Annotated in this window: 19 protein-coding genes and 1 tRNA gene; 11 read left to right on the top strand and 9 right to left on the bottom strand. The window is 70.0% G+C overall.

Going from position 1 to position 25,584, the window contains the following annotated elements; translation table 11 throughout:
- Positions 1-61 precede the first annotated feature (61 nt).
- From ABZX85_RS07085 to ABZX85_RS07105, 5 genes are all read right to left on the bottom strand, one after another.
- Entirely contained in the window at positions 62-1,423 is a 1,362-nt protein-coding gene (locus ABZX85_RS07085) for an OFA family MFS transporter (protein ID WP_355863282.1), read from the bottom strand.
- Between the two features lies 1 nt (position 1,424).
- Positions 1,425-2,819: an OFA family MFS transporter gene (locus ABZX85_RS07090; protein ID WP_355863284.1), complete on the bottom strand. Its 1,395-nt coding sequence runs from the start codon at positions 2,817-2,819 to the stop codon at positions 1,425-1,427.
- Positions 2,820-2,933: 114 nt separating this feature from the next.
- Complete coding sequence (locus tag ABZX85_RS07095) at positions 2,934-5,081, bottom strand: acetate--CoA ligase family protein (protein ID WP_355863286.1); 2,148 nt, start codon at positions 5,079-5,081, stop codon at positions 2,934-2,936.
- A 1-nt stretch (position 5,082) separates the two neighbouring features.
- Positions 5,083-6,315, bottom strand: a complete 1,233-nt coding sequence (gene frc, locus ABZX85_RS07100; protein WP_355863288.1) for a formyl-CoA transferase — start codon at positions 6,313-6,315, stop codon at positions 5,083-5,085.
- A gap of 11 nt (positions 6,316-6,326) precedes the next feature.
- Complete coding sequence (locus tag ABZX85_RS07105) at positions 6,327-8,045, bottom strand: thiamine pyrophosphate-binding protein (protein WP_355863290.1); 1,719 nt, start codon at positions 8,043-8,045, stop codon at positions 6,327-6,329.
- 346 nt (positions 8,046-8,391) lie between these two features.
- Between ABZX85_RS07105 and ABZX85_RS07110 the strand changes: the two genes are divergently transcribed.
- From ABZX85_RS07110 to ABZX85_RS07160, 11 genes are all read left to right on the top strand, one after another.
- A tRNA-Leu gene (locus ABZX85_RS07110) sits at positions 8,392-8,479 on the top strand.
- A gap of 271 nt (positions 8,480-8,750) precedes the next feature.
- Complete coding sequence (locus ABZX85_RS07115) at positions 8,751-10,019, top strand: sugar ABC transporter substrate-binding protein (RefSeq protein ID WP_355863292.1); 1,269 nt, start codon at positions 8,751-8,753, stop codon at positions 10,017-10,019.
- A 6-nt stretch (positions 10,020-10,025) separates the two neighbouring features.
- Positions 10,026-10,967 carry a sugar ABC transporter permease gene (locus tag ABZX85_RS07120; RefSeq protein WP_355863294.1) on the top strand — a complete coding sequence of 314 codons (942 nt, stop codon included), beginning with the start codon at positions 10,026-10,028 and terminating at the stop codon, positions 10,965-10,967.
- On the top strand, positions 10,967-11,908 hold the full coding sequence (locus ABZX85_RS07125; protein WP_355863296.1) for a carbohydrate ABC transporter permease: 942 nt from the start codon (positions 10,967-10,969) through the stop codon (positions 11,906-11,908). The genes ABZX85_RS07120 and ABZX85_RS07125 overlap by 1 nt, the downstream gene beginning before the upstream one ends.
- Complete coding sequence (locus ABZX85_RS07130; RefSeq protein ID WP_355863298.1) at positions 11,905-14,448, top strand: beta-galactosidase; 2,544 nt, start codon at positions 11,905-11,907, stop codon at positions 14,446-14,448. The genes ABZX85_RS07125 and ABZX85_RS07130 overlap by 4 nt, the downstream gene beginning before the upstream one ends.
- A 13-nt stretch (positions 14,449-14,461) precedes the next feature.
- A complete protein-coding gene (locus ABZX85_RS07135) occupies positions 14,462-15,685 on the top strand; it encodes an ROK family transcriptional regulator (protein ID WP_355863300.1) in 1,224 nt (407 codons plus the stop codon).
- 346 nt (positions 15,686-16,031) lie between these two features.
- Positions 16,032-17,231, top strand: coding sequence for an ATP-binding protein (locus ABZX85_RS07140; protein WP_355863302.1), 1,200 nt, complete (start codon positions 16,032-16,034; stop codon positions 17,229-17,231).
- Complete coding sequence (locus tag ABZX85_RS07145) at positions 17,228-17,629, top strand: roadblock/LC7 domain-containing protein (protein WP_355863304.1); 402 nt, start codon at positions 17,228-17,230, stop codon at positions 17,627-17,629. The genes ABZX85_RS07140 and ABZX85_RS07145 overlap by 4 nt, the downstream gene beginning before the upstream one ends.
- A complete protein-coding gene (locus ABZX85_RS07150) occupies positions 17,626-18,003 on the top strand; it encodes a DUF742 domain-containing protein (protein WP_355863306.1) in 378 nt (125 codons plus the stop codon). Before ABZX85_RS07145 ends, ABZX85_RS07150 begins: the two co-directional genes overlap by 4 nt.
- The gene (locus ABZX85_RS07155; RefSeq protein WP_355863308.1) at positions 17,978-18,571 is read left to right on the top strand and encodes an ATP/GTP-binding protein; all 594 of its coding nucleotides are present in this window, start codon (positions 17,978-17,980) and stop codon (positions 18,569-18,571) included. Before ABZX85_RS07150 ends, ABZX85_RS07155 begins: the two co-directional genes overlap by 26 nt.
- A 1,177-nt stretch (positions 18,572-19,748) precedes the next feature.
- Entirely contained in the window at positions 19,749-20,918 is a 1,170-nt protein-coding gene (locus ABZX85_RS07160) for a tryptophan dimethylallyltransferase family protein (protein WP_355863310.1), read from the top strand.
- 312 nt (positions 20,919-21,230) lie between these two features.
- On the opposite strand, the gene ABZX85_RS07165 is transcribed toward ABZX85_RS07160, so the two are convergent.
- The 4 genes from ABZX85_RS07165 to ABZX85_RS07180 all read right to left on the bottom strand — a co-directional run bounded on the left by ABZX85_RS07165 (position 21,231) and on the right by ABZX85_RS07180 (position 25,584).
- The gene (locus ABZX85_RS07165; RefSeq protein ID WP_355863312.1) at positions 21,231-22,517 is read right to left on the bottom strand and encodes an NAD(P)-binding domain-containing protein; all 1,287 of its coding nucleotides are present in this window, start codon (positions 22,515-22,517) and stop codon (positions 21,231-21,233) included.
- 216 nt (positions 22,518-22,733) lie between these two features.
- On the bottom strand, positions 22,734-23,432 hold the full coding sequence (locus tag ABZX85_RS07170; RefSeq protein ID WP_355863314.1) for a GntR family transcriptional regulator: 699 nt from the start codon (positions 23,430-23,432) through the stop codon (positions 22,734-22,736).
- Positions 23,433-23,627: 195 nt separating this feature from the next.
- A complete protein-coding gene (locus tag ABZX85_RS07175; protein WP_355863316.1) occupies positions 23,628-24,629 on the bottom strand; it encodes a proline racemase family protein in 1,002 nt (333 codons plus the stop codon).
- A 58-nt stretch (positions 24,630-24,687) separates the two neighbouring features.
- Complete coding sequence (locus ABZX85_RS07180) at positions 24,688-25,584, bottom strand: dihydrodipicolinate synthase family protein (RefSeq protein ID WP_355863318.1); 897 nt, start codon at positions 25,582-25,584, stop codon at positions 24,688-24,690.

Raw genomic sequence — 25,584 nt, forward strand, 5'->3', positions numbered from 1 at the left:
CAGCGCACGCGTACGCGCGTGGCGGGCCGCGAGAAAGCGGCCCGCCACGCGCGCGTGCCTCTCACACGGTCTTCGCGCCGGCCCTTCCCGGCTGCCGCAGCAGCAGCGCGATCAGCGCGGCCACCATCGACACGCCCCCGGCGAGCGCGTACGCCCCGTCGTACCCCCAGGAGGCGACGACCAGCGACCCGAGGCCGCCCCCGAAGAGACCGCTGACCAGCTTCCCGCTGTACACCAGCCCGTAGTTGGTGGCGTTGTAGTTCTCCCCGAAGTAGTCCGGCGTCAGGGCCGCGAACAGCGGATAGAACGCGCCCCCGCCGAACCCGGAGAGGAACGCGAAGAACAGGAACAGCGCCTCGCTGCGGACGTCGCCCGCCCAGATGACACCGAACTGGGCGAGACCGAGGACGACGATCACGAACACCAGCGTCGACTTGCGCCCCCACCGGTCGGAGAGCCAGCCGACGACACCGCGCCCGACGCCGTTGACGACGGCCATCACCCCCATCGAGGACGCCGCGACGAGCGGGCCGAAACCGACCTCCTTCGCGTAGTCGACCTGGAAGGAGATCCCGAAGATCGAGACGCCCGCCGTCATGACGATCGACAGCCACATCAGGGGCAGCATGCCGGTGCGGATCGCCTCCTTCGGGGTGAACTGGCGGACGGCCGGAGGGTTCTTCGCGAGGCCCGCCGCACCGGCGCCCGCGCGCGCGAGGGGATCGACGCCGGCGGGCCACCAGTTCTTCGGCGGGTCCTTGAAGAAGAACGCGCACCCGAACACGACGATCATGATGTAACAGCCGATGAGGTCCAGGACCCGGTGGTAGTTCGCGGTGTCGAAGCCGTAGTTGAAGACGAAGATGAACGGCAGCGAACCGTACGCGAAGCCGCCGTTGACGAACCCGGTGCGCGCGCCGCGCCGCTCGGGGAACCACTTGCCGACCATGTTGATGCAGGTCGCGTAGACGAGCCCGGCGCCGATCCCGCCGACCACGCCGAAGCCGAGGATCGCCATCAGGACGTCGCCGAGATGCGAGAGGGCCAGGAACCCCACCAGGCACAGCCCTGAGCCCGCGTACATGGCCTGACGGGCCGTGAGGAGCCCTTTCTCGCGCAGCCAGCCGGCCGGGAAGGCGACGCCCGCCTGGAAGAACACCCAGACGCTGAGAATCCAGAAGGTGTTCGACTGCGTCCAGCCGTGCGCGTGGGACAGGGTGTCCTCCGCGGAGCCGTACGCGTACTCGAAGACGCTGATCGCTATCATCGCGAGCCAGGGCAGCCAGATCATCAGATTCCGGGAGTGGCCGAGGATGTCCCGGTCGGTCTCCCCGATCCGGTACACGCGCCCGCGCGCGTCGGTCACCTCACGGTGGGCGGGGCGCCGCCGGGCCGCCCGCGCCGCGTACGGATCTGCCGTCATGTCAGGCCATCTCCTCACCGAGCGGATGCGGGTTCGGGACGATGCGACGCCGCGCGCGGGGTCTGCCCGGCGCCCGCAGGAACAGCGCCAGCACCGCCGACGCCAGCCCGATCCCGCCCGCCAGGACGAACGCGCCCTCGTAGTCCCAGACCCCGACGACGACCGAGCCGACCCCGGAGCCCACGAGACCGGAGACGAGCTTCGAGCTGTAGACCATCCCGTAGTTGCTGGCGTTGTTGTTCTCGCCGAAGTAGTCGGCCGTCATCGCGGCGAACAGCGGGAAGATCGCGCCGCCGCCGAACCCGGAGACCATCGAGCAGAACAGGAAGAACGGCATGCTGCCCATCTGGCCCGAGACCAGCACCCCGAACTGCGCGGTCCCGAGCACCACACACACCACGACCAGGGTGTTGCGGCGCCCGTACCGGTCCGAGATCCAGCCGATGACCCCGCGCCCGGTGCCGTTGACGATCGCCTTCAGGGACATCGCCGTCGCGACGATCCCGCCCGCGAACCCCATGTCCTTGCCGAACGGCACCTGGAAGGCGATCCCGAAGATGTTGATCCCGGCCGTGCACAGCAGGCAGAACCACATCATCCACAGCACGGGCGTCCGCGCCGCCTCCCGGGGCGTGTACTGCCGCACCGCGGGCGGGTTCTTCAGCAGCGCCCGGCGGATCTTCGGATCGGTGGTGGGCGCCAGCGGATCGACGTGCGGCGGCCACCAGTTCTTCGGCGGGTCCCGGAAGAACCACCCCGCGCACGCGACGACCGCGCAGCACACCAGCCCCACCGCGACCAGCACACCCCGGTAGTTGCCGAGGTCCATGTACGACGTGAACAGGAACACGAACGGCACCGACCCGTAGGCGAAACCGCCGTTGACCATCCCGGTCTTGCCGCCCTTGCGCTCCGGGTACCACTTGCCGACCATGTTCACGCAGGTCGCGTACACCAGGCCGGCGCCGATCCCGCTGCACATCCCGAAGCCCAGATAGGCGACGACGACGTGCGGCGCGTACGCCAGCGACACATAGCCCAGCACCGTGCCCAGCGCGCCGAGCAGCATCGCGTACCGCGCGGGCAGCCGCCCGCTCTCCCGTAACCTCCCCGCCGGGAAGGCCACGGCCGCCTGGAAGAACACCCAGACGCCCATCAGCCAGAAGATGTGCCCGCTGCTCCACAGATGCGCCTCGTGGAGCGTGTCCTCGGCGGACGTGAACGCGTACTCGGAGGAACTGATCCCCAGCATGCCGAGCCACGGGAACAGCACCATCGTCCAGCGGGGCCGCCCCATGACGTCCCGGTCGCTCTCCCCGATCCGGTACACGCGCCCGTGCCGGTCCGTCACCTCCCTGTACGGGACGGCGGCGGAGTCGTATCCGGTGGTCTTCATCTGTTGCGCACTCCTTGGCGTCGAAAGAACCGGTGGTGTCCGTGCCTTCCGTGCGCGAGCGGGTCCCCGGGGCCGGCCGACGCGCACCGTCGGCCGGCCCCCGACCGCCTCACCTCATGAACCACCCCCGAGCAGCCCCGCCGCCCGCGCCCACCGGTACTTCGCGCCCAGCACCGCCACCGGCCGCTCCGTCGTGTACGGGTACGCCACGACCCCCCGCTCGAAGAGGTACTGGCACGCTTCCTCCACCTCGACGTCCCCGGCGAGCGACGCCACCACCGGCTTGTCGACGCCCCGCGCCCGGAACTCGGCCACCACGCGCGCGGTGAGCTCCGCGAAGACCATCGGGGGAGTGACGATCGTGTGCCAGTAACCGAGCACCAGCGCGTGCACGCGCGGGTCCTCCAGACCCAGCCGGATCGTCGCCTCGTACGTCGCCGGCGGCTCGCCCCCGGTGATGTCCACCGGGTTCCCGGCCGCCCCGAACGGCGGGATGAACCGCCGGAACGCCTCGTCCAGGTCGGGCGGGATCTCCATCAGGGACAGCCCGTTGTCCGTCACGGCGTCCGACAGCAGCACCCCGCTGCCGCCCGCGCCGGTGATGATGACGACGTTGTCGCCGCGCGGCGTCGGCAGCACCGGCAACGCGCGCGCGTACTCCAGCATGTCGTGCAGCCCCGGCGCCCGGATCACCCCGGCCTGCCGCAGGACGTCGTCGTACACGGCGTCGTCGCCCGCCAGGGCGCCCGTGTGCGAGCCGGCGGCCCGCGCCCCCGCCGCCGTCCGCCCGGCCTTCAGGACGATCACCGGCTTCCTCGGCACGGTCGCCCGCGCCGCCTCGACGAACGCGCGCCCGTCCTTGAGGTCCTCCAGGTGCATCGCGACGCACTCGGTGTGCGGGTCCTGCGCGAACCACGTCAGCAGGTCGTCCTCGTCGAGGTCCGACTTGTTGCCGAGGCCCACGATCGCCGACACGCCCGTGCGCGTGCTGCGCGCGAACCCGAGGATCGCCATCCCGATGCCGCCGGACTGCGAGGTCAGCGCCACCCCGCCCTTCACGTCGTAGGGCGTGCAGAACGTCGCGCACAGGTCCTGCCAGGTCGAGTAGTAGCCGTAGATGTTCGGCCCCAGCACGCGCACGCCGTACCGCTCGGCGATCTCCACGATCTCCGCCTGGAGGGCGTGCTCCCCGGTCTCCGCGAACCCCGAGGGGATCAGCACCGCGTTCGGTATCCCCTTGCGGCCGGTCTCCTCCAGGGCGGCGGCGACGAACCGCGCGGGGATCGCGAACACGGCGACGTCGACCTCGCCCGGCACGTCCGTGACGCTCCGGTACGCCTTGCGGCCCAGGATGTCGTCCGCCTTCGGGTTGACGGGATGGATGTCCCCGGCGAACCCGCCGTCGACCAGGTTGCGCATCACCGAGTTGCCGATCTTGCCCGGCTCGTTCGACGCCCCGATCACCGCGACCGACCGGGGCCGCATCAGCCGCCCCGTCGACGCGAGGATCTCCTCCCGCGAGTAACGGCGCCGCTCCTTCACCGGTGCGTCGGACAGGATGATCCGGACGTCCGCCGCGTGCGCGCCCTCCGGCGTCGCGATCACCGGGTTGAGGTCCACCTCGGCGATCTCCGGGAACTCCGCGACCAGCAGCGACACCCGCCGGATCTGCTCCGCGAGCGCCCACCGGTCCACCCCGGCCCGCCCCCGCACCCCCGCCAGCACCGGCGCCGCCCGGATCGAGTCCAGCATCGACAGCGCCTCGTCCGCGCTCACCGGCGCCAGCCGGAACGTGACGTCCTTCAGCACCTCGACGAGCACCCCGCCGAGCCCGAACGCCACCACCTTCCCGAACGTCGGATCGGTCACCGCCCCGACGATCACCTCCAGACCCTCGGGCAGCAGCTCCTGGATCTGCACGCCGGTGACACGCGCGTGCGCGTCGTACGCGCGCGCGTTGCCGACGATCTCGTGGAACGCGGCCCGGACGGCCGCCGCCCCCTCGACCCCGACGACCACCCCGCCGGCCTCCGTCTTGTGCAGGATGTCCGGCGACACGATCTTCATCACCACCGGCCCGCCGAACCGCGCCGCCCGCGCGACCGCCTCCTCGACGTCCCGGGCCAGCGCCTCGCCCGGTACGGCGATCCCGTACGCGTCGGCGACCTCCTTGCCCTCCGGCGCCGTCAGCGTCGTCCGGCCCTCGGCGCGCACGGCGTCCAGCACCGCCCGCACCCGTGCCACCCGGTCCTCCGAGACCATCTCAGATCACCCCGTCCGACTTCAGCAGCCGCAGCTCGTCCGCGCCGAGGCCCAGCTCGGCGGCGTAGATCTCCTCGTTGTGCTCGCCGAGCAACGGCGAACTCCTCACCTCGACGGGGGACTCGGACAGTTTGAGCGGGCTGCCGACGGTCACGAACTCGCCGCGCTCCGGGTGCTCGACGCGCACGATCATCTCGTTCGCGATCAGCGACTCGTCCTCGACGATCTCCCGCGTCGACAGGATCGGCCCGCACGGCACGCCCCGGGCGTTGAGCCGGTCCAGGACCTCCCACTTCGGCAGGGTCGACGACCACTCCTCGATCAGCTGGAACATCTTGTTCAGCTTCGGCAGCCGGGCCCGCGGGGTCGCCCACTCGGGGTCCTCGGCCAGCTCCGGACGGCCGATCAGCTCGGCGATCGGCCCCCAGCCGACGGGCTGCACGATCACGTACACGTAGTCGTTCGGACCGCCCGGCGCGCACCTGACCGCCCACCCCGGCTGGCCGCCGCCGGACGCGTTTCCGGAACGGGGAACTTCCGCGCCGAAGTCGTCGTTCGGATATTCAGAGAGCGGCCCTCGTGCCAGGCGCTGCTGGTCCCGGAGCTTCACCCGGCACAGGTTGAGTACGGCGTGCTGCATGGCCACGCCGACCCGCTGACCACGCCCGGTTTTCTCGCGCTGGAGCAGGGCCGCGAGAATCCCCGCCACGGCGTGGACGCCCGTCCCCGAGTCCCCGATCTGGGCCCCCGTCGCCAGCGGCGGCCCGTCCTCGAACCCCGTGGTCGACATCGACCCGCCCATCGCCTGAGCGACGACCTCGTACGCCTTGAAGTTCGTGTACGGGCCGTCCCCGAACCCCTTGATGGAGGCATAGACGATCCGTGGATTGATCTCCTGGACCCGCTCCCAGGTGAACCCCATCCGGTCCACCGCGCCGGGCCCGAAGTTCTCGACGAGGACGTCCGAGCGCCGGATCAGCTCGGTGAGGATCTCCTTGCCGCGCTCGGTCTTGGTGTTGAGGGTGATGCTGCGCTTGTTGCAGTTCAGCATCGTGAAGTACAGCGAGTCGACGTCCGGGATGTCGCGCAACTGGCCGCGCGTGATGTCCCCGGACGGCGCCTCCAGCTTCACGACGTCCGCGCCGAGCCAGGCGAGGAGCTGGGTCGCGGAGGGGCCGGACTGGACGTGGGTCATGTCGAGGACCCGGATGCCGTCGAGTGCCTTGCCGGTCATGGGCGTCAACCTCACTTGTACATCGTCTGGTTCATGGTTCCGGGGGCGTACGCGTCCGGGTCGACCCAGACGTTGATCAGCGAGGGCTTGCCCGACTCGCGGGCCCGCCTGAGGGCGGGGCCGATGTCGGCGGGGTCGCGGACCTCCTCGCCGTAGCCGCCGAGCATCCGCGCGAACTGGTCGTAGTGGACGTCGCCGAGGGTGTTGCCGATCCGCTGGCGGGCCTCGCCGTACTTGCGGGCCTGGCCGTAACGGATCTGGTTCATCGAGGAGTTGTTGCCGACGACGCCGACGAACGGGAGGTCGTAGCGGACGAGCGTCTCGAAGTCCCAGCCGGTCAGGGAGAACGCGCCGTCCCCGAAGAGGGCCACGACCTCCTTGTCGGGGCGGGCCTGTTTCGCGGCGAGCACGAAGGGGACGCCGACGCCGAGGGTGCCGAGCGGGCCGGGGTCCATCCAGTGGCCGGGGGACTTGGGCTGGACGACCTGCCCGGAGAAGGTGACGATGTCGCCGCCGTCGCCGATGTAGACCGAGTCCTCGGTGAGGAAGTCGTTGATCTCGCTGACCAGCCGGTAGGGGTGGATCGGCGAGGCGTCCGACCGCAGCTGCGGCAACCGCTTCTCGATCGCGGCCTGTTCGACGGCGCGCAGCTCGTCCAGCCACTCCTTGCGGCCCGCCGCGCCGCCGTTGAGCCGCCCCGACGCGGCCTCGGTGACCTGCTTCAGGATCAGCCCCGCGTCACCGACGACGCCGAGGTCGATGTCCCGGTTCTTGCCGACGGTGCGGTAGTCGAGGTCGATCTGGACGACCGTCGCGTCGGGGGAGAGGCGTTTGCCGTAGCCCATGCGGAAGTCGAACGGGGCCCCGACGATGACGATGACATCGGCGCCGGAGAACGCGTAGCGCCGGGAGAGCTGGAAGTGGTGGGGGTCGCCGGGCGGGAGGGTGCCGCGGCCGGCGCCGTTCATGTACGCCGGGATGTTCAGGGTGCGGACCAGGTCGATCGCGGCCTGCGTGCCGCGTGTCGTCCACACCTGGCTGCCCAGCAGGATCGCCGGTTTCGCGGCGTGCACGAGGAGGTCGGCGAGGCGCTCGACCGCCGCGGGGTCGCCGGCCGAGCGGGTCGAGGCGCGGTAGGCGCCGGTCTGCGGGACACGGGCCCTGTCGACGGGGACCTTCGCGTCGAGGACGTCGCGCGGGATCTCCAGGAACGCCGGTCCCGGGGCGCCGTGGTAGCACTCGCGGAACGCCATCGACACCATGTCGGCGGCGCGGGCCGTGTCCGGGACGGTCGCCGCGAACTTCGTGATCGGGGCCATCATGTCGACGTGCGGGAGGTCCTGGAGGGAGCCCATCTTGTGCTGGGTGAGCGCCCCCTGACCGCCGATCAGCAGCATCGGCGACTCGGCGCGGAACGCGTTCGCGACGCCGGTCACCGCGTCGGTCGTGCCCGGTCCGGCGGTGACGACCGCGCAGCCCGGTTTGCCGGTGATCCGCGCGTAGCCGTCGGCGGCGTGGGCGGCGACCTGTTCGTGCCGGACGTCGACGACTTCTATCCCCTCGTCGACGCAGCCGTCGTAGATGTCGATGATGTGGCCGCCGCAGAGGGTGTAGATGCGGTCGACCCCTTCGGCCTTGAGCGCCTTGGCGACGAGATGGCCGCCGGAGACGGTGTTCTGGCTGTTCCGGCTGTTCCGGCTGTTCCGGCTGTCCTGGGTGTCCTCGGGCATGGCGAAACCTGTCCCTTCGTAGGGGTGGTCGCAGGAGGGGGGAGCGTTGTATGCGGCACATTGCATACAGTCGACGAATACTGTATGGACCTTGTTATCCCGCATCCCGGGGGTGCTGTCCAGGGGGCGTGCGGCACTTTCGGACACCGGGATTCCGGCCGCCCGCCACCCGGCCGCGCGACGGGTCCGAACCTCCCGGGTCGTCGCCCGCTCACGGAGCGTAGCGATCCCGCCGGTGTCCGGTTCCACCGCCCCGGCCTGCGGATATACAGGTGAAGCGCACTCCGAAACCTTGGTATTGTTGTCCGTGTCGCCGCGGGGAACACCCGCGAACGACAGACACCTTGTCCGGGTGGCGGAATGGCAGACGCGCTAGCTTGAGGTGCTAGTGCCCTTTATCGGGCGTGGGGGTTCAAGTCCCCCCTCGGACACCAGCGAAGACCCCTGTTGATCAGGGGTCTTTTCGTTTTCCCGGGTACGGCGTGACCGGCCGGGCGGCCGACGCGGTGCCTCCGCCGGCGCGGAACCCTCCCGGCGTCGAAGCGGAACCCTCCCGAAACTGATGCGGAACAAGGGCTTGTGGCGCAATTTGATCGAGGGTTAATTTAACCGCCACGCAAAGCCGCGGCTGGCTGATCGGCACGTCCTGCTGTTCCCTCACACACCTCAACCAGGGGATGAGTCATGCCAGTTGACAGAATTCAGATGTCGCGCCGAGGGTTCCTCGGCCTGGGCGCCGCGGCCGGCGTCATCACGCTCACGGCCTGCGGGAACTCCGCCTCGGGCTCCAGCGGCGGCCCGCTCGTGATGACCGTGTGGGGCGGCGACCCCGACCGCAAGGCGTACCAGGCGAGGATCGACCTCCTCGTGAAGAAGTACCCGGACCTGAAGGTGAAGCTCCAGCTCATCCCCAGCGACTCGTACCCGCAGAAGGTCCAGACGATGATCGCGGGCGGCAGCGGCCCCGACATCATGCAGGTCGCCGAGAGCGTCAACACCTACGCCAGCAAGAGCCAGTTGCTGCCCCTCGACGATCTGGCCAAGAAGGCATCCCTCGACACCACGCAGCGGTTCGGCCCGGTCGGGGACATCTACTCCTACCAGGACAAGAAGTACGCGATCCCGGACCGCTCCGGCGCCATGATCGTCTACTACAACAAGGAACTCTTCGCGAAGAAGGGCATCAAGCCCCCCACCGCGGACTGGACCTGGGACGACGCGCTCGCCGCGTTCAAGGAGCTGACGATCCCCGGCAAGCAGTGGGGATACGGCGGGGCCGGCTGGTGGCCGCAGTGGTGGAGCTTCGTCTACCAGAACGGCGGCCAGATCATCGACGACAACGGCCGCCCCGCCGTCGACAGCGACGCCGCGGTCGAGGCCCTCCAGTGGGCCGGCGACCTGCTCTTCAAGCACAAGGTCGTGCCCAGCGCCAAGGACTACGCCGACATGGGCGCGAACATCGGCGGCGACCAGGCGTTCGCCAACCAGAAGGTCGCCGTCAACGCCACCGGCTTCTGGGCCATCGCGGGCCTGACGACCACGAAGTTCGCCTGGGACATCGCTCCGTTGTGGCGCGGCAAGAAGCAGGCGGTGTCCGCGTTCGGCAGCGGCCTCGCGATCTCCCGCACCTCGAAGCGGTCCGAGGACGCCTTCAAGGCCATCGACTTCCTCACCTCCGCCGAGGCCCAGAAGGAGATCATCTCCTCCGGCCAGGACGTCCCGGCGAGCCTTGAGGTCCAGAAGAGCGACGCGTTCCTCAAGCCCGCCTGGATGAAGACCCAGGTCGACATGGGCGTCTTCGCCGAGTCCAGCGAGTTCGTCTTCCGCGCGCCCTTCATCCCCGAGTGGAACGAGATGCAGGCCGCGATCGAGAGCGGTCTCGCCGACTTCTGGCTCGGCAAGCAGACCGACGCCAAGAAGGTCCTGACGGCCGTCCAGAAGAACCTGGAATCCATCATCAAGTCCGCGGGATGACCGGCCATGGCGACCCCCACAGTGACGTCGACTCCGCCGAAGAAGCCGGGCAGTTCGAAGCGCCGCAGGCGTGAGGCCCTGGCCTTCTACCTGTTCATCTCCCCCTGGATCATCGGCTTCCTGGTCTTCCTCCTCGGCCCCATGATCGCGTCGGTCTACTACTCCCTCACCGACTGGGACTCCTTCACCCCGCCCAAGTGGGTCGGCCTCGACAACTACACCAGACTCCTCACCGACGACCCGGTGTTCTGGAAGGCCCTCTGGAACACCTTCTACTACGCGGCCGTCTCGGTCCCCCTCGGCCTGGTCCTCGGCCTCTGGCTCGCCAACCTCCTCAACAAGCAGGTCAGAGCACGGAAGTTGTTCCGCACCCTGATCTACCTCCCCACCCTCGTCCCCCTCGTCGCCACCGCGATGATCTTCAAGATGGTCCTCGCGCCCTCGGGCCCGGTCAACGACTTCCTCGGCGTCTTCGGCATCTCCGGCCCCGCCTGGCTCATCGACGGACCCTGGGTCAAACCCGCCCTCATCCTGATGTCCGTCTGGGGCGCCGGCAGCGCGACCGTCCTGCTGCTCGCCGCGATGAAGGGCATCCCCAAAGAGCTGTACGAGGCCGCCGAGGTCGACGGTGCCGGCGCCACCCGGCAGTTCTGGAGCATCACCCTGCCCCACCTCACGCCGATCATCTTCTTCAACCTCATCATGGGCCTGATCGGCGCGTTCCAGGTCTTCGCACAGGTCTACATCCTCACCCCGAAGTCCAACGCGGCGGCCTACGACGCCGCCCAGACCATGGTCCCGCTCCTGTTCGACCAGGCATTCGGCTTCTACCACATGGGATACGCCTCGGCGATCTCCTGGCTCCTGTTCGCCGTGATCCTCGTCTTCACGGCGCTCGCCTTCCGCACCGCCCGCCGCTGGGTGTTCTACGAGACCGAGGTGAAGTGATGGCCGGCCTGCTCACCGCCGCGCCGCCCGACGCGGACACGGCCCCCGAGCCCAAGCGGAAACGCAACCTGACGAAACGTCAGGAGAAGCCCGCCGTACGGGCGTTCCGCGCGACCCCGTTCACCTACGGCACCCTCCTCATCGTCGCGGCGATCCTCTCCACCCCGCTCGTCTTCGTCGGCTCGATCGCCCTCTCCAGCGACGCGACCGTCAACGCCAACACCTTCACCGTCATCCCCCGCGAGTTCCACTGGGACAACTTCACCCGGGTCTTCGGCACCGAACTCCCGATGGGCACCTTCCTCCTCAACTCCGTGCTCATCTCACTGTTCTCGGTCGTCGGCCAGGTCCTCTCCAGCGGCCTCGTCGGCTACGCCTTCGCCCGGCTGCGCGCCCCCGGCAAGAACGCGATCTTCCTCGTCGTCATCGCCACCATGATGATCCCGACGCAGATCACGATGATCCCCCAGTTCATCCTCTTCCGGGACCTCGGCTGGGTGAACACCTACCTCCCGCTGATCGTGCCGAACTTCTTCTCCAACGCCTTCAACGTCTTCCTGGTACGGCAGTTCGTCTCCCGGCTGCCCAGCCAGCTCGACGAGGCGGCCATGATGGACGGCCTCGGCTTCTTCGGGATCTACCGGCGCATCATGTTCCCGATGCTGCGCCCGGTCCTGATCGCCATCGGCATCTTCACCCTCACCCACACCTGGGGCGACTTCATGGGCCCCCTCATCTACCTCAACGACGAGTCCAAGATGCCGCTCTCGCTCGGCGTGCAGTACATCGTCAGCACCTCGGCCGCCATGCAGGCCCCGCCGTGGAACCTCGTCATGGTCGGCTCCATCCTGCTCGCCGCCCCGATGGTTCTCGTCTACTACATCGGACAGAAATACCTCTACGAGATGGACATCAGCGGCGGAAGCGCGGGGGTCAAGTGAGCATCCGTATCGACGGCCGAGGACTCTGGGTCGACGGCCGTCCCCGCACCCTCCTGTGCGCCTCCCTCTTCTACTTCCGCCTCCCCCGCGAACAGTGGCGCGCCCGCCTCGCCCAGGTGAAAGCCTCCGGATACACCTGCGTCGACGTCTACTTGCCCTGGAACTTCCACGAACTCGCCCCGGGCGACTGGTCGTTCGAGGGCCGCCGCGACGTCGCCGCCTTCCTCGACCTCGCCCACGAACAGGGCCTCTACGTCATCGCCCGGCCCGGCCCCTACATCTGCTCCGAGTGGGACGGCGGCGCCCTGCCCGCCTGGCTGGGCCTGGACGAGGAGTTGAGGGTCCGTCAGAACGAGCCGCGCTACCTGGAGCAGGTCGCCGCCTGGTACGACCGCGCGCTGCCGCTCCTCGCCGAACGGCAGTACCCGGCGGGCGGTTCCGTCGTCATGGTGCAGCTGGAGAACGAACTCGACTTCTTCGACTGCGCCGACCGCACCGGCTACCTGACCGCCCTGCGCGACATGGCGCTGGCCCACGGCATCACCGTCCCGCTGATCGCCTGCTCCGGACAGGGCGACCTCGCCGGCGCCACCGGTGACGTCCCCGGCATCGTCCCCGCCTGCAACTTCTACCCGGACGACGACTCCCCGGACATCGAGCCCGAAGTCCGCCACTACACCGACCTGTTGGCGAAACGGGACACCCCCCTGCTGGTCACCGAGACCAACCGCCGCCACCGCACCCTGCGCCGGCTCCTCGCGAGCGGCGCCAAGCTGATCGCGCCCTATCTCCAGGCGTCCGGCTGGAACTTCGGGCTCACCCCGTCCGCCGGCAACTGGGGCCGACCCGGCAACTTCATGAGCCACGGCTACGACTTCGGCGGCTACGTCTCCTCCACCGGCGTGGAGCGCCCCGAGTTCAGGGAGGCCCAGCTCCTCGCGAAGCTCCTCGACACCTTCGGCGACCGCCTCGCCCTCGCCACCCCGAGCAGCCAACCACCCGACCTGGACTGCGACTTCGCCACCAGCTCGACGACCGCCGCACTCGACCTCGACGGCGGCGGCCGGCTCCTGGCCGTACCCAACCTGGGGACGCGGAAGGGGACGGCCGTCGTGAACGGCGTCCCCGTCGCCGTCGCCCCCGACTCCTGCGCCCTCATGGCGCTCGACGTCCCCCTCACCCCCTGGGGACTCGACACCGTCCTCACCCTCGCCTCGGCCGACCTCGTCGCCGCCGCGGACGGCACCCTGGTGTTCGCCTCCGAGGTGCCCGTGACCGTCGTCGTCGGCGACGAGACCGCCGTCGTCCCCGCTCCGGGACGCACGACGATTGCGGGAGCGACGGTCGTCGTCCTGCCGCCGGCCGACGCGGTCCGGGTGCGTGAGGTGGGCGCGGACGGCGCCGTCGGCCTCGCCGGCGTCGTACCGGAACCCGTCCTGGCCGAGGACGCCGGTGTCTCGGAGGTGCGGCGGCGGGTGGACGCGGCGCCGGAGCGGGACGCCGGGACGCATCAGGTGCCGCCGGCGCTGGAGGCGCTCGGGGTGTACCGGGGCAGGGGCGCCTACCGGACCGTCACCGACCTGACCGGCGTCGACGAACTCCTGCTCACCGGGGCAGCCGACATCGCCGACCTGACGGTCGCCGGCCGCGCGCACCCCACGATCACTGGCTTCGGGGCCGCCCGGACCCTCGACGTCCGGGACGTCACCGGCGACGCCGACATCGAGGCCGTCGTCGAGATCTGGGGGCACGCCAACTTCGACGACTCCCGCCTCCCCGCCCTGCGCCTCGGCGCCCTGCGCGGACCCGGACGGCTCTGGAAGGTCCGGGAGACGGCCGACGTGTCCGCACTGTGGACGGTCGAGGGCCACTGGGCGGGCGACCCCGTGCCCCTGCGCACCCTCGGCGGCTGGAGCAGCACACGCGTCGGCGTGCCCGTCACCTACGGACGGACGCTGCGGACCGCGACCGACGCCGCGTTGCAGGTGCAAGGGATCGTCGAGCCGCTCCGGGTGAGCGTCGACGGGGGCGAACCGCGGACGCTGCACGCCGAGGACCCGTGGCTCCTGCTGCCGCCCGGCACCCACACCGTCGCCCTCACCCTGCCCCACCACCCGAGCGGACCGGGGCTGCGGGCACGGCTGCTCACCCTGGACGCCGTACCGCGCTGGTCGTGCGCCGTGCAGGACGACGCGCTGCTCACCGGGTTCGCCGGGGAGCGGGGGCTCGCCGAGGTCGTCCGGCTGCCGCTCGCCCTCAAGCCGGGCGAGGAGGCGTGGCTCGACTTCGAACTCCCCGACGACACCGGGCGGTTGATCCGCCTGGACGCCTCGCAGGTGCGGATCACCGGCTGGGCCGCCGGGGAGTGCCTCGGGCGGGTCTGGGCGGGCGAGCGGCCCGACTTCTCCGGCGGGAACCCGGACGTCCTGTGGATACCGCCCGGCTGGCCGGGACCCGTCACCCTGCTGGCGCGCGGAATGGAGGGGCGCGGTGAGCCCGAGATCCGTACGCTGACGCTGGAGCCGGCGACGAGAGAATGAACGAGGGGGACGCGTGGCGCGGCACACGGCACGGGATCTGCGCAGTGAGAACCGTTTCGAGGTGCTGCACGCGCTCTTCGACCTCGGCCCCTCCTCCCGGCAGGAGCTGGCCCGGCACACCGGGCTGAGCCAGGCGACCGTGGCGACCCTGGTCGGCCAGTTCCTGTCGGAGGGCGTCCTCACCATCGCCGCGAAGGAACGCAGCGGCGTCGGCCGCCCCTACGACCGGCTCGCGATCGACCCCGACCGGGGCCGGATCGTCGGCGTCGACGTCGCCGAGACGTACGTCGTCGCCACCGTCTACGACCTCGCCCTCGGCGTCCTCGGCCAGGGCGAGGTCGCCCTCGACGAGCACGAGAACGGGCAGCGGTACGTCGTCGACGGCATCGTCGACGCGATCGGCCTCGCCGTCGCCTCCGGCGGCATCGACCGGGAGCGGATCGTCGGCGTCGGCGTCAGCATGCCGGGGCACGTCCACCCCGGCGCGGGCGTCTCCGTGTTCGCCCCCAACTGGGACTGGCACGACGTCCGCATCGAGGAACTCCTCGCCGCCCGGCTGGAGTTGCCCGTCCACATCGACAACCCGCTGAAGGCGGTCGCGCTCTCCGAGATGTGGTTCGGGGTCGGGCGGAGCGTCGACAGCATGGCCGTCGTCAACCTCGGCACCGGCGTCGGCGCCGGGATCGCCCTCGACGGCTCGCTGATCCGGGGCACCACCAACAACGCGGGGGAATGGGGGCACACCCTCCTCGAACTCGACGGCCGCCCCTGCCGCTGCGGGCGGCGCGGCTGCGTCGAGGCGTACGTCGGGGCCGCCGGCCTGGAGGCGACGCTCACCGCGATCGACCCCGGGCACCCGGCGCTGCGGCGCCGAGGGCAGCGGGACTTCGTCGTCGCCGTCGCCGAAGGGCTCGCCGCCGGCGATCCCGCCGTACGGGAACTCCTCGCGCGGACCGCGCGTTATCTGGGTGCGGCGCTCGGGGACCTGGTCAATCTGCTGAACGTGCCGACGGTCACGCTCACCGGCTGGATGTCCCACGCCCTCGCCGACTGGCTCGTCCCGGCCGTCCGTGAGGAGCTGCCCCGGCATGTGCTGCCCGGCTCACTGCCGGGGCTGACGGTCCAGGCGTCGCCCGTGCCGGGGAACGCCGTCGCGCTGGGGATGGCCGCGTTCACGCTGGAGGAGTTCCTGACGCGGCTGGGGCTGGCGAGTCCGGCTCGGGCGCGGGTGCAGTGAGGGGAGGGGTGGGGGAGAGGGCGGGTGTGTAGGAGGTGCTTGAGGGGTGCTCGGGGGATGCTCAGGGGGGTGCTTGAGGGGGTGCGTCGTGCGGGTGTCTTCGGCGGCTTGTCGACAAGTCATCGGCGTCCCCGGGCGCTTCACGTACCGGTCAGCTGACTGACCGTCAATGTCCATTCGGGCCAGGGGATTGGCGGTCGTTGACCGGTTCTCGCGGTGATACGATCACGGCGCTTGCAGAGCGGGCGGATGGGTGCACGACGATGCCCCCGGTGCGGGCGGTCCGCCGGTCCTCCCGCAGTGACGGAATTCAGCTACTGGCCGTCAGTCGCCTGAAGAGAGTCTTATGACGGATTACATAGAGAACCCGGCCCTTTGGGCTTTCCTCGCCTTGTCGGCATTGTTTGTTCTCGCGATCGCCCTCGTCGTCCGCCTGCGCCGGACCGCACGAGAACTGAGGCAGGAAGTAGGCGGGCTCAAAACCCATTACGCCGAGCTGGAGAACCAGTACACGGAATCCGTCGAAGCCGCCCAGGAAAGGGCGGAAGAAGCGACGAAGACCGTACTGAAATCCGCCATGCGCACCCTCCAGGGCCTCGCCCTGGAACAGCAGCTCATCGTCTCCCGGCTCCAGAGCAAGTACGGCGACTCGGTCATGCTCCAGGACCTCCTGGAGATCGACCACACCAACTCCCAGTTCGGCCGCCGCGCCCAGTCCATCGCCGTGCTCTGCGACGGCTGGCTCGGCCGCCAGCGCGACGTCGCCTCCGTGTACGACGTCGTCCGCAGCGCGCAGGGCCGCGTCCGGCACTACCGCCGGATCGAGATCCTCTCGCAGGTCGACTTCGGCATCACCAGCCGCGCCGTCGAACCCGTCGCCCTCGCCCTCGCCGAAATCCTCGACAACGCCACCAGCTATTCCAGCCCGGACACCGTCGTCGAGATCAACATCCGTACCGTCCCCAAGGGGATCTGCATCGTCATCGACGACGCCGGTGTCGGTATGAACGACGAGGAACGCGTCAAAGCGGAGAAACTCCTCTCCAGCGAACGCGTCAACGGCGTCTCCGCGCTCGGAAATCCCCCGCAGTTCGGATTCGCGGTCATCGGCGTGCTCAGCGAGCGGTTCGGCTTCGAGGTGTCCGTCGACTCCTCCTCCCCGTACGGCGGCGTCCGCGCCGTCCTGCTCCTGCCGCACGACCTCCTCACCGGCGCCCCGCAGCAGAAGGAGCCCTCGCCGGTCGTCACCACGGTCAGCGCACCGGAGTACGGCGCACCCGAGGCCACCCCGCTGCCCACCACCACGACCTCCGACGGCCTGCCCAAGCGGCGCCGCAAGCGGCCGATGGCGATCGTGCCCGGCAGCTCCTCGGACGACGCCGGCCGAGGCAGCGGCTCGCGCGCCGGCCGGTCCGGCGCGGAGACCGCCGCGATCATGGGCGCCTTCCAGCGAGGCACACAGTCCGGCCGCGGCGGCCGGGGCGACGGAGCGGACCAGACGAGCAGCACAAGAGGTGCGAGCAGCGAAGGGCATGATGTCTCGTGAACGCCGATCTGTCATGGATGCTTGACAGCGCCCTGGAGATACCCGGGGCCCTGCACGCAGTCCTGATCTCAGCCGACGGGCTGCTGATGGCCCGCACGAAGGACTTCGACAAGGACAACGCCGACCGGGTGGCCGCCGCGATGAGCGGGGTCCAGTCACTCAGCCGCTCCCTCGCCTTCTTCTGCGAGGACCGCTCCCAGCAGTGGCGCCAGACCCTCGTCGAGTTCGACGGCGGCTGGGTCTTCCTCATCTCCGCGGGCGAGGGCGCCTACCTCGGCGTGTCCGCGAGCCCGGAGGTCGACATGCAGGACATCACGTTCCGGATGCAGCAACTCGTCGGCCAGCTCGGCAAGGCGCTCACCACGCCGCCGCGCGAGAACATCGGCGCCCAGACATGACCGGATACGGCGAACTCGAACCCCAGACGCCGGAATTAGTGCGACCGTACGTCATCACCCGGGGCCGCGGACTGCCCGACGAGGGCAAGCTCTCGCTCATCACCCTGGTCACGGCCGCCCCCGGCGACCGGCGCAGGCCGACCCGGCTCACCCCCGAGGAGCAGAGTCTCCTGGAGATCTGCGACGCTGGTTACCTGTCCGTCGCCGAGATCGCCGGTCACACCCAACTGCCCCTGGGCGTCGTGAAGATCCTCCTCGCCGCCCTCGTCGAGGCCGGCCACCTCGTCACCCGCCCGCCCGTCCAGCGGGCTCCCCTCGCCGACCGGGAAATCCTGGAGGAGGTGCTGAATGGTCTCCGCGCAAAGTTTGGATGAGAAGGCGTACGTCCGCGGCGGCGAGCAGCAGACGGCCGTCAAGATCCTCGTCGTCGGCCACTTCGCGGTGGGCAAGACCACGTTCATCGGGGCGATCTCCGAGATCGAACCGCTGACCACCGAAGAGACGATGACCCGGGCCGCCGAGTCCGTCGACGACCTCAAGGGCGTCCAGGGCAAGACCACCACCACGGTCGCCATGGACTTCGGCCGCCTCACCATCAGCGACCGCGTCGTGCTCTACCTGTTCGGCACCCCCGGACAGCAGCGCTTCGTCCAGATGTGGGAGGACATGGCACGCGGGGCGCTCGGCGCGCTCGTCCTCGTCGATCCCGAACGGCTCGCCGACTCCTTCGAAGTCATCGACCTCATCGAGCAGTTCGGCCTCGACTACGCCATCGCCGTCAACCGCTTCGACGGCACGACCCCGCGCGACGAGGCGGCTCTGCGCGAGGCACTCGACCTGCTCGACGACACCCCCGTCGTGACCTGCGACGCGCGCGACGAGAAATCCTCGGCCGACGCGCTCATCAAGCTGGTCGAGTTCCTGATGGCGCGGGCTCACTGACACGGCGTCAACGAGGCTTCTCCGACGGCGAGTCGATCAGTCGACTCGCCGTCACGCTTTCAGCGATCTGCTCGCCCGAAGGGGCGGACCCGGGAGACGTGGCGCTGGCGGGACGTCGTGAGCCGCGAGGTCGCCCCGAACAGCCCGGGGAACCCGCTGATCGCCTACCAGCCCAACTGAGTGTCGAGCGACGGCGCCGAACACCTGAGGCTGCGTCGGGCCGTCGCCGACAGCTTCGCCGAGGTCGACTTCCCCAAGCTCGCCCAGCGGTCCCGGCCTGGTGACGACGTCACCATCTGGCTGAAGCATCGTCAGTCGGCCCTCGACGACGAAGAGATGGCTCACCAGCTCACCCTCCTCCTCGGCGCCGGCATCGAACCCCTGCGCAACACCCTCCACTGGTTCCTCACCCACGACCGGTACGGCGGTGGCGGCGGACTCATCGAGGAGGCGATGGACGACACGCTGTGGGGAACCCCCGATCTCGAACTTCGCCCCCCACTACCCCTCCGCCGACCTGGAGTTCGCCGGCCACCAGGCCGTCGAGGGCGATCTCCTGCTCGTCAGCTTCGTCGCCGTCGACACCGGGCCGACGCTGACCGCCACCCGGCAGCAATCGCGTGCACCTCTCCTGGAGCGCCGGACCGCACCGGCGCCGCGCGCAGTCGGCCGCGCCCGCGCCGAGTGTGGCCGCGGGGCGGCGGCCGGAGCGTGGGGTGTATGGGCGGTGAGGCGGGCTGGAGTGCTTCTCCAACTGACCTGCCTGGTAAGGCTGTTGATCAACCAGCCTGCGTGGTGTGCCAGTTGGCCAACAGTTGTGTTTCGTCGGGTGGTTGTCTTTTCAGTGGCTGAGAACAGCTGGTTGGGCAACCGACTCGCGGGGTGATTCACACAACATCCACAGGGTTTGCGATACCCGCATGAAGCTTCGTCACCGGGGGTAGTGAGCAACGCGATATCCGTGTTGCTCACGAGACGAAGGAGGTGTCATGGACCTGAAGTTCCGTGATACCACTGCGCTGCGGCGTCCCGCAGAACAGGCCCGTACCGGGCCGTGCATAACCGGGGGGCGGTCCGGCGCCCCCGCCTCCACCGTCCAACTCCACAGCAGCGACCAGAAAATACCCGCCTCACAGGGCGGGTATCTTCATGCCCGCCCGGATGCGGGGGTGGCGCGATGAGTGTCACCCTGCCGCGTCCCGGTGCGGGGGCGCCGACTCTCGGGGCGCTGACAGTCGGGCAGCTGCTGCGGCTGTGCGATGTGGCCGGGCTCGGTCCCGCCGACGCCGAGAGCCACGCCGCCCTCCTCCTTGGGGCCCTCGGGCCCGTCGCCGAACGGCCGTTGGACCTGCCGCCGCCGACCCGTACCTTCCTCTCCGACGACCACACCCCCGTCGAGTTCTCCCTCGCCCACCTGCCGGACCGGCTCCCCACACTCCGTGTCCTCGTCGAACCGGGCTGCCTGGAACCGGACTTGGCGGGCAACGGCCGTACCGGACTCGCCGTCGTCCGCGAACTGGCCCGCGCCTGGAACTTCTCCACCACCCAACTCGACGCGCTCACCGACCTGTTCCTCCCCGACGACCCGCACGGGCCGCTCGCCCTGTGGATCGCCCTGGAACTGCGGGCCGGCGGGGTACCTGCCGTGAAGGTCTACCTCAACCCCTCCGCCTCGGGCCCCGAGCACGCCGCCGCGACCGTGCGCGAGGCGTTCCGGCGCCTCGGCCATCCCGACGCGTTCGCCTCACTGCCCGACGCGGACGGGTACCCCTTCCTCGCCCTCGACCTCGGGGAGTGGGACACCCCCCGGGCGAAGGTCTACCTCCGCCACGACGACCTCACCGCCGCCCGCGCCGGAACCCTCTCCCGGACCCGGCCCGGACCGTCCGCCGCGGAGATCGAGGAGTTCCTCACGCTGGCAGGGGGCTTCGACGACCGTCCGGACGGCACCGGCCTACACGTGCCACTGGCCGGCCGGCCCGGCCTGACCTGCCACGCCTTCACCGAGAACCGCACGGGGCTGCCCAGCGGGTTCACCCTCCACGTCCCCGTCCGTGACTACGTCCGCCACGACGGGGAGGCGTTCGGCCGGGCCGCGCGTGCCCTGCGCCGCTACGGCATGGACCCCGCGGCCCTGCGCCGCGCGATGGAGGCCCTCACCTCCCGCCGCCCCGAGGACGGGGCCGGCCTCATCGCCTACCTCGCCCTCGTCCACCAGGAGGGGCGGCCCGCCCGGATCACCACGTACCTCTCCGCCGAGGCGTACGAGGTGCGTGCGCCGAGGCTGGGGCTGCCGGCGTCTGTGCCGACGTCCGTGCCGAGTAGGCGGGCGGGGGTGGGGGCGTAGTGGGGCGGGAGTGCGGGGGGTTGGTGCCTGTGGCGCCTGCGGTGTCCGTGGTGTCCGTGATGGTTGTGGTGCGTGATGTATGACGTGTGATGTGTCATGTGGAGTGGCATGCGCATGACATGCTGCGCCGAGGGGGGTGGGGGGACTCCCCTCGGGGTGCGGGTGCGGGTGCGGGGGTGGGGTGCGGGGTGCGGGACGTTGGAGGGTGGCGTGTGATGTGTGATGTGTGCTGTGCGGGATGTGGGGGCCGTGATGTGTGGTGTGTGATGCATGACGTACCACCGCCGGGCCGGTGCCGGGGCTGATGCCGTCTCACTCCGCGCGGAGTTCCTCCAGGTAATGCGCGACACTCACCTGTGTCGACGAGCCTTCCGTCTGGCCGTACTGGCCGGCGATCCCGTCGAGGTAGTCCGCGATCTCCTTGCGCATGACCTCGGGTGCCGGGAGGCTCGCCTCGCCGGTGAGGACGCGGGCGATCCAGTGGGCCTGGGCCTCGACGAGCCGGGTGATCGAGCCGAGCGGACGGACCAGGCCGGCGAAGTACAGTCCCGGACGGTCGGCCGCGACGACCCGCTTGTACAGCTCCACCGCACCTTGCGGGCCGGTCGGGCAGCCGGCGGGCAGGAAGGGGAAGTCCATCCGGTAGCCGGTGCAGTAGACGATCGTGTCGGCGGCCACGGACGTCCCGTCGGTGAACACCACCCGCCCCCCGTCGAGGCGGTCGATCGCGGGTTTCGGGGTCACCTCGCCGTGCCGGATGCGACTGAGGATCTCGTCGGAGATGGTGACCGCCGAAGAGAAAAGAGGGTGGTCGGGCTCGGGCAGGCCGTAGTCGGAGATCTTGCCCCGCACGACGAGCAACGCCTGCTCGATCAGGCGCCGTTGGTCCTTCAGCTCCATGGCCGTCCACCACGGGGCGTCCGCTATCTCGTCCAGGGACATGCCGAAGAGCTGCTTGGGCAGCACGTGCAGCCCCCGGCGTACCGACAACACGGTGTGCTCGGCGTGCCGGGACAGGTCGGCGGCGATGTCCACGGCCGAGGCGCCGAGGCCGACGACCACGACGCGGCGGCCTGTGAAGTCGCTGCCGTCGCGGTAGTCGAGGGCGTGGAGAATCGTTCCGTCGAAGGTGTCGGCACCGTCCGGCAGGGCCGGCATCACGGGCTGGGTGTTGTGCCCCGAGGCGACGATCACCGCCCCGAAGCGCCGCGACACGCTCGCGCCGTCCGCACCCCGGCTGACGACGGTCCACGAACCGTCGTCCTCCTGGCGCACCGACTCGACCGCCGTGTCCAGCTCGATGTGGTCCAGCAGACCGGCCCACTCGGCGAACGACCTGAGATACTCGGCGACTTGGCTGTGCCGGGGGTAGAGCGGGTACGAGGCGGGCATCGGGAAGCCGGTGTAACCGGTGAGCTGCTTGGCCGTGTTGAGGTGCAGCGACAGGTAACCGGGGCCGCGTTCACCGGCGTTCGGCTGCCGCCAGAGTCCGCCGACCTCCGGTGCCTTCTCCAGGCAGACGAAGTCGACGCCCTTCTCCTTGAGCGCCCGTGCCGTCGCAAGTCCCGACAGGCCCGCACCGATCAGGCAAACTCGCACGCTGCTTACCCCACTTCCCCCACAGGAACGACACCATCCTTTCGCCCAACGGGGATTGACATGCCCATACAGCACTTCACTCACTCGTGGCACATCAGCGACAAGGATCACAGGAGGCGGTCTTGTGCTGGGGGTGGGGAGAGGGGTGGCGGGGGCGCGATACGTGATGTGTGATGCGTGATATGTCACGCATCACGCCCCACCGGGCGTCGCCGCTCAGTCGCTCTGCGCGGTCGCCCACAAACCCCGGACATGGCCCAGATGACGGGTCATGATCGTGCGGACGGACTCCTCGTCGCGGGCCAGCAGGGCGTCGAGGAGGTCGAGATGTTCAGCCGCGGAGGCGAGGAGACGGCCTGAGGCGGCGAGCGCGTTGAGACCGTACAGCCGTGAGCGGCCCCGCAGATCACGGACCACCTCCACCAGGTGCGCGTTGCCGGCGAGGGCGAGCAGACCCAGATGAAAGCGGGTGTCCGCCTCGACGTGCGCGATGAGGTCACCGGCCACCGACGCGGTGACGATCTCCCGCGCCGCGGGCCGCAGCGCTTCGAGCGACGTCGTGTCCGCCGTCCGCACCAGCCCCACCACCGTGGGAATCTCGATCAACGCCCGGATCTGCGTGTACTCGTCGAGCTGCTCGTCGGAGACGTCCGTCACCCGGAACCCTTTGTTCGGCACCGCGTCGAACAGCCCCTCCTTCGCCAGCGCCAGCATCGCCTCCCGCACCGGAGTCACCGACACCCCGAACCGCGCCGCCACCCCCGGCGTCGAATACACCTCCCCGGGCCGCAGTTCCCCCGCGATCACCGCAGCCCGCAACGCGCCGACGACCTTCTCCCGGTAACTGCTTGGCCGCCCGAGCACGGGGATGGTGGGGTCGGGGGTGGAAACCATGCTGCCGTACTGGGTGGTCATGGGAAGTCTCCGTACTTTCGCCGGGCGGGAGTTGGTTGGAATCGTCGAGCTGCGAGAGGCCAACGGCCGTGCGGAGCACCCTTGTTCGTCAGGGGTGCCGGCCAACGGGTCCCCGGCGGAGGCGGGATGTGGCAGGCCGTCGGCACGTTGCACTGACGACCCGTCATCTCCCCCCGGGTGTGCGGCGTTTCCCCCTCACAGGACGAACCCTGCCGGGAACGGGTCGGTCGGGTCCAGTAGGTACTGGGCTGTTGCAGTGACCCAGGCCCGGCCGGTGAAGCTGGGCAGGACGGCCGGGCGGCCGGCGACTTCGGTGGTGCCGAGGAGGCGGCCGGTGAAGCGGGTGCCGATGAAGGACTCGTTCACGAACTCGGTGTGCAGGGGGAGTTCGCCGCGCGCGTGGAGCTGGGCCATGCGCGCGCTCGTGCCGGTACCGCAAGGGGAACGGTCGAACCAGCCGGGGTGGATCGCCATCGCGTGACGCGAGTGACGGGCCGTGGAACCGGGCGCCCACAGGTGCACGTGATGGCAGCCGCGGATCGAGGGGTCCTCCGGATGGACCGGCTCCTCCTCGGAGTTGATCGCCTCCATCAACGACAGACCGGCCCGCAGAATGTCATCCTTTCGGGCACGGTCGAACGGCAGCCCGAACTCGTCCAGCGAGAGAATCGCGTAGAAGTTGCCGCCGTACGCCATGTCGTACGTCACCGTCCGCCCGTCGCCGAGCGTGATCTTGCGGTCCAGAGCGACCGCGTACGACGGCACGTTCCGCAGCGTCACCTCCTTCGCCGCGCCCCCCTCCACCGCGACCTCGGCGACGACCACCCCGGCCGGCGTGTCCAGCCGGATCGTCGTGACCGGCTCCACCACCTCCACCATCCCCGTCTCCACCAGCACGGTCGCCACCCCGATCGTGCCGTGCCCGCACATCGGCAGATACCCCGACACCTCGATGTAGACGACCCCCCAGTCGCAGTCCGGCCGAGTCGGCGGCTGGAGGATCGCCCCGCTCATCGCCGAGTGCCCGCGCGGCTCGTTCATCAGCAACTGCTTGATGTCGTCGTGGTGTTCGCGGAAGTAGAGCCGCCGCTCGTTCATCGTCGCACCGGGAATGGTGCCGATCCCCCCGGTGATCACCCGGGTCGGCATCCCCTCGGTGTGCGAGTCGACGGCGTGCAGGACGAGCTTGCTGCGCATGTCCGGTTCCCTTTCCCTGAGTTGAGCAAGTCACCGCCGAACCCGGCGAGTTCGCGCCTCACGCGAGCCCCACGGCCACCGCCTTCTCGGTCGCCGACCGCACTGCTGCCTCCTGCTCCGGCAGCAACGGCCCCCGAGGCGGCCGGCATCCGCCGCCGTGCCGCCCCACGACGTTCATGGACAACTTGATCGCCTGCACGAACTCCACCCGCGAATCCCACCGCAGCAACGGGTGCAACTGCCGGTACAACGGCAGTGCCGCCGTCAGGTCACCGGCCACCGCCGCCCGGTACAACTCGACCGAGGCGCGCGGCAACGCGTTCGGGTACCCCGCGACCCACCCCTTCGCCCCCGCCACGGCCAACTCCAGCAGCACATCGTCCGCGCCGATCAACAGATCGAGATCCGGTGCGAGTTCGGCTATCCGGTATGCCCGCCGGACATCACCGGAGAACTCCTTCACCCCCTGGATGTACCCCTCCCCGTGCAACCGCGCGAGCAGCTCCGGCACCAGGTCGACCTTGGTGTCGATGGGGTTGTTGTACGCCACGACCGGCAGCCCCGCCGCCGCGACCTCGGCGTAGTGACCGACCACCGCCCGCTCGTCGGCCCGGTACGCGTTCGGCGGCAGCAGCATCACCGCCCCGCACCCCGCCTCACCCGCCTGCTCGGCCCAACGCCGCGACTCCACCGCCCCGTACGCCGCCACCCCGGGCATCACCCGCTCCCCGCCGATCGCCTCTACCGCCGTCTCGACGACCCTCACCCGCTCCTCGGGCGTCAGCACCTGGTACTCGCCCAGCGACCCGTTCGGCACGACACCGTCACAGCCGTTGGTGACCAGCCAGGCACAGTGCTCGGCGTACTTGTCGAAGTTCACGGAGAGGTCGTCGTTCAGCGGGAGCGCGGTGGCGACGAGAACGCCGCGCCAGGGACGGTGCTCGGAAGTAGACAT

It is taken from the genome of Streptomyces sp. NPDC004539 (assembly GCF_040610055.1).
Classification (GTDB): Bacteria; Actinomycetota; Actinomycetes; order Streptomycetales; family Streptomycetaceae; genus Streptomyces.

What these genes read in the sequence shown, in the direction of transcription:
- ABZX85_RS07160 (WP_355863310.1), top strand. Translation starts at nt 19,749, where the DNA reads ATGAGTGTCACCCTGCCGCGTCCCGGTGCGGGGGCGCCGACTCTCGGG.
- ABZX85_RS07090 (WP_355863284.1), bottom strand. Translation starts at nt 2,819, where the DNA reads ATGAAGACCACCGGATACGACTCCGCCGCCGTCCCGTACAGGGAGGTG.
- ABZX85_RS07155 (WP_355863308.1), top strand. Translation starts at nt 17,978, where the DNA reads ATGGTCTCCGCGCAAAGTTTGGATGAGAAGGCGTACGTCCGCGGCGGC.
- ABZX85_RS07120 (WP_355863294.1), top strand. Translation starts at nt 10,026, where the DNA reads ATGGCGACCCCCACAGTGACGTCGACTCCGCCGAAGAAGCCGGGCAGT.
- ABZX85_RS07140 (WP_355863302.1), top strand. Translation starts at nt 16,032, where the DNA reads ATGACGGATTACATAGAGAACCCGGCCCTTTGGGCTTTCCTCGCCTTG.
- ABZX85_RS07115 (WP_355863292.1), top strand. Translation starts at nt 8,751, where the DNA reads ATGTCGCGCCGAGGGTTCCTCGGCCTGGGCGCCGCGGCCGGCGTCATC.
- ABZX85_RS07105 (WP_355863290.1), bottom strand. Translation starts at nt 8,045, where the DNA reads ATGCCCGAGGACACCCAGGACAGCCGGAACAGCCGGAACAGCCGGAAC.
- ABZX85_RS07180 (WP_355863318.1), bottom strand. Translation starts at nt 25,584, where the DNA reads ATGTCTACTTCCGAGCACCGTCCCTGGCGCGGCGTTCTCGTCGCCACC.
- frc (WP_355863288.1), bottom strand. Translation starts at nt 6,315, where the DNA reads ATGACCGGCAAGGCACTCGACGGCATCCGGGTCCTCGACATGACCCAC.
- ABZX85_RS07175 (WP_355863316.1), bottom strand. Translation starts at nt 24,629, where the DNA reads ATGCGCAGCAAGCTCGTCCTGCACGCCGTCGACTCGCACACCGAGGGG.
- ABZX85_RS07085 (WP_355863282.1), bottom strand. Translation starts at nt 1,423, where the DNA reads ATGACGGCAGATCCGTACGCGGCGCGGGCGGCCCGGCGGCGCCCCGCC.
- ABZX85_RS07170 (WP_355863314.1), bottom strand. Translation starts at nt 23,432, where the DNA reads ATGACCACCCAGTACGGCAGCATGGTTTCCACCCCCGACCCCACCATC.
- ABZX85_RS07125 (WP_355863296.1), top strand. Translation starts at nt 10,967, where the DNA reads ATGGCCGGCCTGCTCACCGCCGCGCCGCCCGACGCGGACACGGCCCCC.
- ABZX85_RS07095 (WP_355863286.1), bottom strand. Translation starts at nt 5,081, where the DNA reads ATGGTCTCGGAGGACCGGGTGGCACGGGTGCGGGCGGTGCTGGACGCC.
- ABZX85_RS07150 (WP_355863306.1), top strand. Translation starts at nt 17,626, where the DNA reads ATGACCGGATACGGCGAACTCGAACCCCAGACGCCGGAATTAGTGCGA.